General features: G+C 60.7%; 11 protein-coding genes. 7 read left to right on the top strand and 4 right to left on the bottom strand.

Annotated features, from left to right (window positions below):
* Positions 1-110: 110 nt before the first annotated feature.
* Complete coding sequence (locus FBZ99_RS06670) at positions 111-1,013, bottom strand: SDR family oxidoreductase (RefSeq protein ID WP_145632062.1); 903 nt, start codon at positions 1,011-1,013, stop codon at positions 111-113.
* Positions 1,014-1,101: 88 nt separating this feature from the next.
* Positions 1,102-1,842 (bottom strand): SDR family oxidoreductase, encoded by a 741-nt coding sequence (locus tag FBZ99_RS06665; protein WP_145632057.1) that lies wholly within the window; start codon positions 1,840-1,842, stop codon positions 1,102-1,104.
* Between the two features lie 122 nt (positions 1,843-1,964).
* Here FBZ99_RS06665 and FBZ99_RS06660 point away from each other — a divergent pair, with 122 nt between their 5' ends.
* From FBZ99_RS06660 to FBZ99_RS06650, 3 genes are all read left to right on the top strand, one after another.
* The gene (locus FBZ99_RS06660) at positions 1,965-2,876 is read left to right on the top strand and encodes a LysR family transcriptional regulator (RefSeq protein ID WP_145632055.1); all 912 of its coding nucleotides are present in this window, start codon (positions 1,965-1,967) and stop codon (positions 2,874-2,876) included.
* A gap of 137 nt (positions 2,877-3,013) precedes the next feature.
* Positions 3,014-4,360 (top strand): LLM class flavin-dependent oxidoreductase, encoded by a 1,347-nt coding sequence (locus FBZ99_RS06655; protein WP_113355854.1) that lies wholly within the window; start codon positions 3,014-3,016, stop codon positions 4,358-4,360.
* 24 nt (positions 4,361-4,384) lie between these two features.
* Positions 4,385-4,927 carry a carboxymuconolactone decarboxylase family protein gene (locus FBZ99_RS06650; protein ID WP_145632053.1) on the top strand — a complete coding sequence of 181 codons (543 nt, stop codon included), beginning with the start codon at positions 4,385-4,387 and terminating at the stop codon, positions 4,925-4,927.
* 280 nt (positions 4,928-5,207) lie between these two features.
* Here FBZ99_RS06650 and FBZ99_RS06645 read toward each other — a convergent pair whose 3' ends face one another.
* On the bottom strand, positions 5,208-5,636 hold the full coding sequence (locus FBZ99_RS06645) for an OsmC family protein (protein ID WP_145316198.1): 429 nt from the start codon (positions 5,634-5,636) through the stop codon (positions 5,208-5,210).
* A 152-nt stretch (positions 5,637-5,788) separates the two neighbouring features.
* Between FBZ99_RS06645 and FBZ99_RS06640 the strand changes: the two genes are divergently transcribed.
* Entirely contained in the window at positions 5,789-7,054 is a 1,266-nt protein-coding gene (locus FBZ99_RS06640; protein ID WP_145632051.1) for a glycerate kinase type-2 family protein, read from the top strand.
* Positions 7,055-7,071: 17 nt separating this feature from the next.
* Here FBZ99_RS06640 and FBZ99_RS06635 read toward each other — a convergent pair whose 3' ends face one another.
* On the bottom strand, positions 7,072-7,254 hold the full coding sequence (locus FBZ99_RS06635; RefSeq protein WP_113395526.1) for a hypothetical protein: 183 nt from the start codon (positions 7,252-7,254) through the stop codon (positions 7,072-7,074).
* Positions 7,255-7,530: 276 nt separating this feature from the next.
* Between FBZ99_RS06635 and ggt the strand changes: the two genes are divergently transcribed.
* The 3 genes from ggt to FBZ99_RS06620 all read left to right on the top strand — a co-directional run bounded on the left by ggt (position 7,531) and on the right by FBZ99_RS06620 (position 12,764).
* Positions 7,531-9,273, top strand: coding sequence for a gamma-glutamyltransferase (gene ggt / locus FBZ99_RS06630; protein ID WP_113355229.1), 1,743 nt, complete (start codon positions 7,531-7,533; stop codon positions 9,271-9,273).
* Between the two features lie 355 nt (positions 9,274-9,628).
* Complete coding sequence (locus tag FBZ99_RS06625; RefSeq protein ID WP_113330319.1) at positions 9,629-11,083, top strand: MFS transporter; 1,455 nt, start codon at positions 9,629-9,631, stop codon at positions 11,081-11,083.
* Positions 11,084-11,210: 127 nt separating this feature from the next.
* Positions 11,211-12,764, top strand: coding sequence for a VOC family protein (locus FBZ99_RS06620; RefSeq protein ID WP_113330320.1), 1,554 nt, complete (start codon positions 11,211-11,213; stop codon positions 12,762-12,764).
* Positions 12,765-12,777: the final 13 nt, after the last annotated feature.

Below are 12,777 nucleotides of genomic sequence, written 5' to 3'. Positions count from 1 at the left end.
TAAGGCTTGGAATGCTGTACAACGCAAAATAGCCCCGATGCACGCAACAGATCGCCGCTTCTGTGGCACAGAAGCGGCGATTTGACACGTTCCAAGGATGATTGCGGGCCTTAGGCCTTTGCATGCGGCTTCAGCAGGTCTTCCAGACCGATGCGCCGGAAAAGCTCCGCGCGAACCCGATCGGCAACACCATTGACGATCTCAGCACCATCCTCTGAAGGATCTATATGGGTACGGAACGGCCGCGTTCCAAACGGCATGTCGACAATATCAACGATTGCCGTCGCCACCGAAGCCGCATCGGCATCCGCCGGTTCCAGCGAGGCTAGACCCTTCAGCGCCTGATCGGGAACGCCGGCATAAGGACCATTGTCATATTCCGCAGCGCGAGCCTTGTCTGCCGGCGAACCGGAATGGGCAAAATGGTTGGTGCCCTTCGTAAAAGCGCCTGGCACGATGATGGCGGTCTCGATGCCCCAGCGTGTCAGCTCCGACGCGTAGGAAACCGCAAGCGAATCCATCGCCGCCTTGGCTGCGAAGTAGGGTGAGAGATAGGGCGGCGTGCCGCCGCGCGTGCTGGACGAGGAGACCCAAACGACCAGCCCCTTTCCTTGCCTGCGCATATGAGGCAGCACGGCACGATTGACGCGCTGGGTGCTGAGCACATTGATGTCATAGAGCTCGGCAAACTGCTCGGGCGTGAAGGCTTCCGCCGGGCCGAAGGACATATGGCCGGCATTGTGTATGATGGTGTCGATGTGGCCCTGCTCGGCGATAACAGCGGCGATGCCGACTTCCACTGAAGCATCGGAGGCGACATCCAGTTCGACAGTCCTGAGATCGACGCCGTTCTCCGCAGCGAATGCCGCAGCTGCTTCGACCTGCGGCGCATTGCGCCCCTTGGTTTCGCGGATGCCGGCATAGACAGTGTGGCCTGCCTTAGCGAGCGCGCGTGCTGTCAGAGCCCCGAAGCCGCTCGATGCGCCAGTGATTACGATGACTTGCTTGCTCATGGTCCTGTTCCTTTGCTGAATTGGCTTTAGCTGACGATTGATTGAGAGAGGGAGGCAGGCGGCAGGCATTGCCTGCCGCCTGATTGGCTCAGATCATGCCGCCATTGGCGCGCAGCGTCTGACCGTTGATCCAGCCGCCATCCGGGCCGACGAGGAAGGAAACAGCGGCGGCGATATCCTGCGGCGTGCCGAGGCGCTCCAGCGGGTTCATCTTGGCCATGCGGTCGATCAGCTCGTCGCTCTTGCCGTTCAAAAAGAGATCCGTCGCCGTCGGGCCGGGCGCGACCGTATTGACCGTGATCGAGCGCCCACGCAGTTCCTTCGCCATGATGCCGGTCAAAAGCTCGACGCCGGCCTTGGTTGCGGCGTAGACGCCGTAGGTTTCGAGCTTGAGGCCGACGATGCTGGTCGAGAAATTGACGATGCGGCCGCCGTCACGCAGGCGCTTGCCGGCTTCGCGCAACGTATTGAACGTGCCCTTGAGGTTGATAGCGATATGACGGTCGAAATGGGCGTCGTCCGCGTCGGCGATCTTCGCAAGCTGCATGATGCCGGCATTGTTGACGAGGACATCGACACCGCCGAAGGCGGCTTCGGCTGCGTCGAACATGCGGCGCACGGCTTCGACATCGGAGACATCGGCTTTCGCGGTCAGCGCCTTACCACCCTTTTCCTCGATCTTGCGGGCCAGTTCCTCGGCTGCCACCTCGCTGCCGGAATAGTTGATGACGACGGTGAAGCCATCCTCGGCCAGACGCTCGGCGATCGCGGCGCCGATACCGCGCGATGCGCCTGTCACGATCGCTACCTTATTAGAATTGCTGCTCATTTTCCTCATCCTTCGTTGCTTTGCGCCGCAGCGCGTTTCGATGAGGAGAAGATGCCCCTTTTCATGGTGCGGATAATCAGCCAATAATCGGCATCACTATCCGAATTTAGCGAACAAATAATATGGACAAATTCGATGCCATGCGGGTGTTTTGCCGGGTCGTGGAACGGCGCAGCTTCACGCTGGCCGCCGAAGACACAGGTCTGCCCCGCTCGACGGTGACGGATGCGATCAAACAGGTCGAGGCGCGTCTCGGCGTACGCCTGCTGCAGCGCACGACAAGGCATGTCAGCCCGACACTCGATGGCGAGGCCTATTACCAGCGCTGCCTGCGCATCCTCTCCGATATCGAGGATGCGGAAGGCGCCTTTGCCGGGGCGAAGCCGAAGGGCGTCCTGCGCGTCGACGTACATGGAACGCTCGCGCGGCACTTCGTCCTGCCGAACCTGCCCTCCTTTCTCGAAACCTATCCCGATATCGAATTGCAGATCACCGAGGGCGACCGGTTCGTCGATCTCATCCGCGAGGGGATCGATTGCGTGCTGCGCGTCGGCACGCTGCAGGATAGCGACATGGTCGGCCGCCGCGTCGCCATGCTGGAAGAAGTGACGCTTGCGGCACCTGCCTATGTTGAGCGCTTCGGCATGCCCGCCCATCCGGAGACGCTCGCCGGCCACCGCATGGTCGGCTTCCGCTCCTCCGCAACCGGCGGATTGCTGCCGCTGGAATTCCAGATCGACGGCGCCGTGCGCGAAATCACCCTGCCGGCCACCATCTCCGTCAACGCTGCCGAGAGCTATTTCGCCGCGGCAAAGCTCGGCCTCGGCCTGATCCAGGTTCCGCGCTATCACGCCGAGGAAGCCCTACAATCAGGTCAACTGCTGCATGTGCTGAAGGATTATCCACCAACACGGACGCCCGTCTCGATGCTCTATCCACGCAGCCGCCAGCTTTCGCCGCGAGTTCGCGTCTTCATAGACTGGCTGGTCAAGGTTTTTGCCGGACAGAACAGCACTGAAGTCGAGGCCGGATGAATATTCCGCGAAAGCGATCAAATAAATGAAATCGGCTCTTTGAATGCGCGGCCAGCACGCCTACGTCGTAGTGCATTACCCTACGGGCAATGCCGTCACTACTTCATGACGGCCTGACGATTTTCGAGAGAGAGCCCATGACCGAACAGAAGCAATTGAAGCTCGGGGCATTCATGCGCCCCGTCAGCCTGCATACCGGTGCCTGGCGTTATCCCGGCGCCTATCCGGACGCCAACTTCAACTTCCAGCACATCAAGAGCTTCGCGCAGGAACTGGAGAAAGCGAAATTCGACGCCTTCTTCATGGCTGATCACCTCGCGGTCCTCAACATGCCGATCGAGGCTTTGAAGCGCAGCCAGACGGTTACCTCGTTCGAGCCCTTCACCCTGCTTTCGGCGCTGGCCGCCGTCACCGATAGGATCGGCCTCGTCGCCACGGCGTCAACCACCTTCGACCTGCCCTATCACATCGCCCGCCGCTTCGCCTCGCTCGATCACATCAGCGGCGGCCGCGCCGGCTGGAATATCGTCACGACGTCCAATCCCGATGCCGCCCTTAATTTCGGCCTCGAAGAGCATATGGAACATGGCGAGCGCTACCATCGCGCCCGCGAATTCTACGACGTCGTCACCGGCCTCTGGGACAGTTTTGCCGACGATGCTTTCATCCGCGATCCCGAAAGCGGCATCTTCTTCGATCCCGAGCGGATGCATGTCCTCGGGCACAAGGGCGAGGAACTGAGCGTTCGTGGTCCGCTCAACATCGCCCGCCCGCCGCAGGGCTGGCCCGTCATCGTTCAGGCCGGGCAATCGGATGCCGGCCGCCAGCTTGCCGCCGAAACGGCTGAGGCCGTCTTCGCAGCACCCCGAAACCTTGTCGACGGCAAGTCGATCTTCGCCGATATCAAGGGCCGGATGAAGGCGATCGGCCGCAATCCGGATCATCTGAAGATCCTGCCCGCCGCCTTCATCGTCGTCGGCGACACGGTCGAGGAAGCAAAGGCCAAGCGGGCAAAGCTCGACAGCCTCGTCCATTACGATAGCGCCATCGCATCCCTGTCGATCGCGTTGGGACACGACGCTTCCAAATTCGACCCCGATGGCCCGCTGCCGGAGATTCCGGAAACCAATGCCAGCAAGAGCGGCCGCGAGCGCGTCATCGCCCTTGCCGAAGCCGAAAAGCTCACCGTGCGCCAGCTTGCTCAGCGCCTCGGCGGCTATGCCGGCCTTGCCTTCGTCGGCACGCCTGAGAGCATCGCCGATGAGATGGAGCAATGGCTGTACGAGGAAGGCTCGGACGGTTTCAACGTCGTCTTCCCCTTCCTGCCGCAAGGCCTGCTTGACGTGACCACGCGCGTCGTTCCAGAGCTGCAGCGCCGCGGCATCTTCCGCCGCGACTACGAAGGCACGACATTGCGCGAACACCTCGGCCTGCCGCGCCCGGAAAACCGCTTCTTCAAAGTTGCTGCCGAAGCCGCGCAGTAAGAGAGCCCATCACAAGAGAATAACATGAGTCATATCGCGCCGATCGATTACGAGACCGCTTCCGAGGCCGTGCGCGCCGAGCATGATCGCGAAATGCAGCTGCGCGGCCGCATGACAAATATGAAGCGGACATTGCTGCACTCGCCGGTGGCGCATCGCATCTATGCGGAATGGTTTCCTTTGCGCGAGGAATTGCGCCCGGCGCTGGACGATCGTGCCGTCTGGCTGCTCTGCCATGCCATAGCGCTCGAATGCCGCTCGATCATCCCCGTCGGCTTCTTCCGGCGCGCGCTGATCAATGCCGGCCTGACGCCGGAAACGATCGTGCCGACGGAAGAGGAAGCGCTATTGATCGAATTCGGCAAGGCGATCGTCAGGGATTCCAACGCCATTCCGGAGGAGATTTGGGATCGATTGAAGGCCTGCTACGATGAGCCAACGCTTGCCAATCTCGTAGCCTTTGCCGGGATCATGATTGCGACGGCGATCTACAATAATGCGGTAAAGGTAGATATCGATCCGGAGCTTGGGCCTTATCTTGAAGGGTTTGAGTTTCCGGCGGAATGAGGGGCAACGGCGGACACCGAACCATCTCGCCCTTGGCGGGCGAGAAAGCAATTTCATTGGTTTAGGAATTGCGACACGGAAGGTCACACATATTCAGAATGATAGCGCAATTTCTAAGCCATTGAAATCGCAAGAGCGGGGGTCCGTTACTTGTTGCTATTGCACTAGGAAAGCCGGTACGCACCTGCCTACCCCCTCCCTTGCAAAATCTAGCACTTAGCCTTGCGGCTAAATGCTGATTTTGCTTTCCCGCCCGCCAGGGGCGGGATAGAGCTAAAACTCACCCCGAAATCGTTGTCGAAAACTGCGGATTGCCGCGGATCGTGTTGCTCACCGTGCAAATCTCATCTTCGGCGGCATGCGCGATCGCGTTGCGGATTTCATCGCTGAAATCACCCTTGATGGTGAAGGCGATATTGAACTTCTCCACGCGAGAGAGGCCTTCGGTCGCCTTCTCACCCGTGACGACGGCGGTGACTTCGGTGAGCTTGTCGAGCACGCCAAGGCTGCTTGCCGCCATGCGGGCGCTCAAGACCAGGCAGGCCGAGAGCGACGAGTAGAGCAGATCGAGCGGATTGAAACCGGGCTGCGACGGCGAGGTGACGATGTCGATTTCGCCGCCGGTCACCGAGGTCACATGCGGAAAACCGGTGCGGCCGACCGTAGCGGTTGCGCCCGTCTGCCTCGTCTTCACTTTCAATTCGGCCATATCGAAAAATCCTTGAAATAAAAAGCGTGAAACTCTTTCTTTCTAAATAGGGATTCGTCGCGCAAGACACAATTGCGGTTCCCTCCTCTTGCGTCTTTCCTCCAGTTAAGCCACCAAATGGTTACAAGCACATCGCTGACAGGCAGTTCGACATGACCGTTTCCGATCCCCGCGCCTTCCTGACCTCGTTGTTCGATGCAGCCGTGCGCGCCGCCGATCCGCTGACGGGCATCCGTACGCATCTGCCTGCTAAGCCAAAGGGCCGGATGATCGTCATCGGCGCCGGCAAGGGATCTGCCCAGATGGCGGCCGCGCTGGAGCAATGCTGGCAAGGCCCACTGGAAGGTCTTGTCGTGACGCGATACGGATTTTCCGCCCCGTGCCGGCAGATCGAGATCGTCGAAGCAGCCCATCCTGTGCCGGATGAAGCGGGCCTCATCGCTTCTCGTCGGCTTCTTAAACTTGTCGAGGGCCTCACGGAGGACGATCTGGTAATCGCTCTGATATCAGGCGGCGGCTCGGCGTTGCTGCCCTCGCCCGCTGGCGGCTTGAGCCTTGCCGATGAAGTCGCAGTCAACAAGGCGCTGCTTGCCTCGGGCGCACCAATCTCTGCGATGAATGTCATTCGCAAGCATCTGTCGACCATCAAGGGCGGCCGGCTGGCTGCCGCGGCCCATCCCGCCAAAGTCGTCTCGCTCGTCGTCTCGGACATTCCCGGCGACGACCCTGCCCTGGTGGCCTCCGGCCCGACCGTACCGGGCGCGGGCACGCGCGCGGACGCACTCGACCTCATCCGTCTCTACCGCATCGACCTGCCGCCGGCCGTTCTCGCCCATATCGAGAAAGTTGAAGCGGATGCGCCGCGCCCGGACGATCCGCGCTTTGCCGGCAATGAAGTGCATCTTATCGCATCTGCCGGCGTCTCGCTGGAAGCCGCCGCCGAGGTAGCACGTGCCGCTGGCATTGAAGCCGCCATTCTCTCGGACGCCATAGAGGGCGAGGCCCGCGAAGCGGCCCACGTCCACGCTGCCATCGCCCGCGAAGTACTTCACCGCAACCGCCCCTTCACCAAGCCGGTCGTACTATTGTCAGGCGGCGAAACGACGGTGACCTTGAAGGGCAACGGCAAGGGCGGACGAAATTCGGAGTTCCTGCTGTCGCTGGCGATCGACATCGACGGCCACGCCGGCATTCACGCCATGGCGGCCGATACAGACGGCATAGACGGCAGCGAGGACAATGCCGGCGCCTTTGTCGATGCTGGTACGGTGGCGCGTTTGCGCAAAGCCGGAATGGTACCGGCCGAGATGCTGGCAAACAATGATGCCTGGACTGCTTTCAATGCCATCGGCGATCTCTTCGTCCCCGGCCCCACGGGAACGAACGTCAACGACTTCCGTGCTATCCTGATCGCGTAACCATCGGAACCGATGGCTTAGACAATCGCAGTGCAATCGTCACAGCGCCAATAGGCGGCTGCCGTCGATGCCCATCGAAGGAAATGTCGGCTGCAATGGTCGCATTCGATTTCCACGACATGCGTCCTTTCGCCAACGATGAATGGCCTGCTCTTGATCCTGCGCTCGCTCTTCCATTGCTCGAGCTTCGTCACGGCCATGATTACCCTCCACGCAACACTCGCCTCGACAAGCAACAATCTAAAATAGATTCAACTAATAAAAGACTATTGCAAGTGCGAAGCGTTTTTCTGCGTGGCAGGAGGACCAAAATTATCCGTAGTATTGCATGGAAGACATAGCTGATCGGATTCCGGCCCATGGCGGGATCCGCTCCATTAAAAAATTGTGACAGCGGATATCGCCATTTTCATGCGCGACGCCATGTCATTCGTTGGCGATTTTCCATCAAGATAATAATGGGAGGCATACTCATCATGCGCCACTTCCGCCAGCGGGCGATTTCGTCGGTAACCCTGGTCACATTTGCTCTCTTTTCCGTCACCGCCAGAGCTGCCGCGCCGCCACCGGTCGAGGCGGAGCATGGCATGGTGGTCACCGCTCAACATCTCGCCACCGATGTTGGCGTCGAGGTGCTGAAAAATGGCGGCAATGCCGTCGATGCCGCCGTTGCAGTCGGCTATGCGCTGGCGGTGGTCTACCCGACCGCCGGCAATATCGGCGGCGGTGGCTTCATGACCATCCGCATGCGCGACGGCAAGACGACCTTTCTCGATTTTCGCGAACGCGCACCCCTGGCGGCGACCAAAGGCATGTATCTCGACGACAAGGGCAATATCGTCAAAGGCGCCAGCACGGATGGCTATCTCGCCGTGGGTGTCCCCGGCTCGGTCATGGGCTTCGAGACCGCCCGCGAGAAATACGGCACAAAGTCCCGCCAGGATCTGATCGCGCCGGCCATTCGCTATGCCAAGGAAGGCTTCACGCTGAACCAGGCCGACGCCGCCGAACTGAATGAGGGCAAGAAGTGGCTGTCGCGCGATCCGGCCACCGCCGCGATCTTTACCAAGTCGGACGGCAAACCCTTTGTCACGGGCGACAAGCTGGTGCAGCCGGATCTCGCCAATGCCCTATCAGGCATTTCCGATCAGGGGCCGGATGGCTTCTATAAAGGGCCGGTCGCCAACGCCATCGTCAAGGCAAGCCAGGACAAGGGCGGCATTCTCGCAAACCAGGATTTCGAACAATACAAGGTCCGCGAACTCGAGCCCGTGAAGTGCAATTATCGCGGCTACGAGATCATCTCCTCGCCGCCGCCCTCCTCCGGCGGCGTCATCATCTGCGAAATCCTCAACGTGCTGGAAGGCTACCCGCTCTCCTATACCGGTTATGCCTCAGCCGACACGGTCCATTACATGGTCGAAGCCATGCGTTACGCCTATGTCGACCGCAACTCGGCGCTCGGCGATCCCGATTTCGTCGACAACCCCGTCAGCAAGCTGCTGGACAAGGCCTATGCCCAGAAGATCCGCGATGGCATCTCCCCCTATAAGGCCGGCGTCTCCAAGGATCTGATGCCGAAGGGCCTCGGCGAAAGCCACGAGACGACGCATTATTCGATCATCGACAATGACGGCAATGCCGTCGCCGTCACCTACACGCTGAACGGCTCCTTCGGCGCCGGTGTCGTTGCGCCCGGCACGGGCATCCTCTTGAACAACGAGATGGACGACTTCACCTCCAAGCCCGGCGTGCCCAACCTTTACGGCCTGGTGCAGGGTGAGGCCAATGCCATCCAGCCGAAGAAGACGCCGCTATCGTCCATGAGCCCGACGATCGTCACCAAGGACGGCAAGCCCTTCATGGTGATCGGCAGCCCCGGCGGCTCGCGCATCATCACCATCACGCTGGAAGCGATCATCAACGTCATCGATTTCGGCATGAACATTCAGGAAGCCATTGACGCCCCGCGCATCCATCACCAATGGCTGCCGGATAAAGTCTACATGGAGCCGCGCGCACTTTCGCCCGATACGATCAAGCTTTTGACCGGCATGGGCTATACGGTTCAGGTCGACAATAGCTGGCCGATCTGGGGCCAGGCCGCGGGCATTCTCGTGGGCGGCAAGAGCCTCAGCGACATCGCCAAGGGCGGTGGCGCCCGCTACAACGGCGCCATGGACAGCCGCGCCGGCTCGGGGCTGGCCGAAGGCTACTGATCGCCTCGGTGCCTGCTGAAAACGATGATTCGGATCGGTGCCATCACCAACTGGCACCGGTCTTTTTGCCTATGGCATCCGGCCAAACGAGCACATTATCTTACGCGAACAAACCAAGCGTGAGCATTTCGGCGCGATATCGCGCCTATTCATTCACCTCACGTTCATTTGATGCCGTTTGCCCCTGCATGTGCGTCATTTTTTTCATCCCATGAATGGGATTTGCGATTTCTGATATAGCAATCGCGTGCAAGCAGGAGTATACAAACCGCCGTTCAAATAGGCCTTCGCGCCATGACCAGACTTGCGGTTCTGTCTTAGGACCCCACCGCACCATCGAGAGCGATCCCCGACAATGTCGGATCAGATATTCCAGGCCGCCCCCGTCAGGCGGGCCGCACCGAATTTTCGTGTAGTAGCGCTTATCGTAGCAAGCGCAATGTTCATGGAACAGCTTGACGCGACCGTGCTCGCAACAGCCCTTCCGACCATGGCGAGAGACTTCGGCGTCAGCGCGCCGGCCATGAGCATCTCGCTGACTTCATACCTTCTCAGCCTCGCGATCTTCATTCCCGCCAGCGGCGCGATTGCAGACCGCTTCGGGTCGCGCACCGTCTTCCGATCCGCCATCGCCGTCTTCGTCGTCGGCTCGCTTCTCTGCGCGCAGGCGCCGAACCTGTTCTTCCTCGTGATTGCGCGCCTCCTTCAGGGTCTCGGCGGCGCGATGATGCTGCCCGTGGGTCGCCTCGTGCTGATGCGCAGCGTCGCCCGCAAGGATATGGTCAACGCCATGTCCTGGCTGCTGATTCCGGCGCTGGTCGGCCCCATTCTCGGCCCGCCGATCGGCGGCATGTTCGTCACCTATCTCGACTGGCGCTGGATCTTCTACATCAACGTGCCGATCGGCATTATCGGCTTCATCCTGGTGACGATGTTCATCGAGGAGGTGAAAGGCCCGCGCACCGGCCGCTTCGATCTCTCGGGCTTCATCCTCTCGGGCATCTCGCTCGGCTCTCTGCTCTTCGGCTTCGAGATGTCGAGCCGCGAGGGCGAAGGCTATCTCGCGGTCTTCCTGATCTCCATCGGCCTGCTCTTCGGCATCGCCTATTTGCGCCATGCCCGCAAGCACCCCTCACCGATCATGGATTTCTCCTTGATGAAGGTGCCGACATTCCGCACCTCCGTCATCGCCGGTTCGCTGACGCGTATCAGCCAGGGGGCTCATCCCTTCCTCATTCCGCTGATGCTGCAGCTCGGCTTCGGCCTTTCGGCAGCCGCAGCCGGTCAGATCGCCATTGCGACCGCGCTCGGCTCGATGGCGATGAAGCCGCTGCAGGTCCGCATCCTTCGCACGCTCGGCTTCCGCACCGCCCTTATCATCTTCGGCCTGATCGGCACGCTCGGTTACGGCATGTGCGCCATCTTCAAGCCGGATTGGCCGCTACCGGTCATTTTCGTGATCCTGTTCTTCTGCGGCTTCTTCATGTCGTTCCAGTTCACGGCCTACAACACGATCGCTTATGACGAGATCGAGCGCGACCGCATGAGCATTGCCACGAGTTTCTACTCCACCTTCCAGCAATTGATGCTGTCCCTCGGCATTTGCGTCGCCGCCCTTGCCCTGCATGGCTCGACGCAGTTCCTTGGCCACGCCAAGCCCGAGATGATCGACTTCTCCGTCGCCTTCATTGTCGTCACGGCCATTGCGCTTCTCGCAGTCATCTGGAACGCCAGCTTTTCGCGCACAGCCGGTTCGGAAATCAGCGGCCACCGCCGCAGATCGCCCGAAGACAGCCTCGGCGAGCACTGATGCTCGCCGCCTGCCAAGCCAGGCAATAACCTGTTTTGTGAACAGTGCCTCCACGGACGGCGCATTGCATTGAACAATGACGCCAGCCTAAATACCACCAGAACGAAATAACGGTCTGGAGCATCCCATGGTCGCCGGCATCCACCACATCACGCTGATCACACGTAAGGTCCAGGCGAATGTCGATTTCTACGTCGGCTTCCTCGGCCTGCGCCTCGTCAAGCGCACCGGCGGTTTTGAGGATGCCACGCAGCTTCATCTCCTCTATGGCGATGCCGTGGGCTCCCCGGGCTCGCTGATCACCTTTCTGGTTTGGGAAGATGGTTCTCCCGGCCGGGCCGGCGTCGGTCAGGTCGGCGAAATCTCGCTCGCCATCGATCCGGCCAGCATCGGCTTCTGGCTGACACGCGCCCTGAGCGCCGGTCTGAAGCCGGAGGGTCCCTCAGAGGAATTCGGCGAGCCTGTGCTTCGGCTGAAGGATCCGGACGGCGTCATCGTCAAACTGGTGGGAACGAACACGCTGCAGGCCGCAGCTCCTTGGACGAGCGACACCATTCCGCAGGAGCACGCGATTGCCCGCATCCGCGGCGCAACGCTGTTCACCGAAACGCCAGAGGAGACGCGAGCCATGCTGGTCGATTACTTCGACTACCGTCCGCTTGCCACCAGCGGAGCGATCAGCCGGCTCGTCTCGGAGCCCGGCGATATCCTCGATATCCGCGATGCCCGCGGTTTCTGGGCAAGCGCCCCGGGCACGGGCACGGTAGATCACGTCGCCTTTCGCGCCGCGGACAATGCCGAATTGCAGTCGGTCCACACCGCACTCCAGGCGATCGATTCCGGGCCGACGACGATGCATGACCGCAAATATTTTCGCTCGCTTTACGTTCGCGAGCCCGGCCGTATCCTGTTCGAACTCGCGACGGACGCGCCGGGCATGTTGATTGACGAGGACGAGGCAACGCTTGGCACGCGCCTCTTCGCTCCCGGCGACAGTCCGAAGCTTTTGGCCGAGCTGAACGTGATTCTGCCGCAGTTCTCCATGCCCGGCGAGCCCCGCGTCATCTATCGCGATCTGCCCTTCATCCATCGCTTCTTCACGCCCGATGAGCCCAACGGCAACATCTTCGTCCTGCTGCACGGCTCGGGTGCCAACGAAACAACCATGCTGCCGCTCGGTCACAAGATCGATGCCGACGCGACCTTGCTCAGCGTACGTGGCCGTGCACTCGAGGAAGGCGCCCCGCGCTGGTTCCGCCGCAATGGGCCGATGTCCTTCGATCAGGCCGATATCGCCAGCGAGGCCGAAGCCTTTGCCGCCTTCATTGATGGCGCGGTCCATGCCTACGGGCTTGATCCGGACCGCATCGTTTATATCGGCTATTCGAACGGCGCCAACCTGCTGAACGCCATGCTGTCGCTGCACCCGCACCTTATCCGCCGCACGGTGCTGCTGCGCTCCATGGCGGCCCTCGAAAATCCGCCTGCAGCGGACATGTCGGATGCCCAGGTGCTGTTGGTTGCCGGAGAGAAGGATCTGTATGGTCCCTATACTCAACCGCTAGCCAAACGTCTGCGGAATGGCGGCGCCGTGGTTGAGCTTGCAACAGTTCCAGGCGGTCACGAGTTTGACGATGCGGACGTGCCCGTTATTCAGGCTTGGTTGAACAAATCCGCCTGAGGCGGATCTTCCG

The sequence above is a fragment of the Rhizobium sp. ERR 1071 genome (genome assembly GCF_007828675.1).
Classification (GTDB): domain Bacteria; phylum Pseudomonadota; class Alphaproteobacteria; order Rhizobiales; family Rhizobiaceae; genus Rhizobium; species Rhizobium dioscoreae.
Note: the sequence above shows the minus strand (reverse complement) of the source record. Positions and strands in the feature narration are given on the sequence as shown.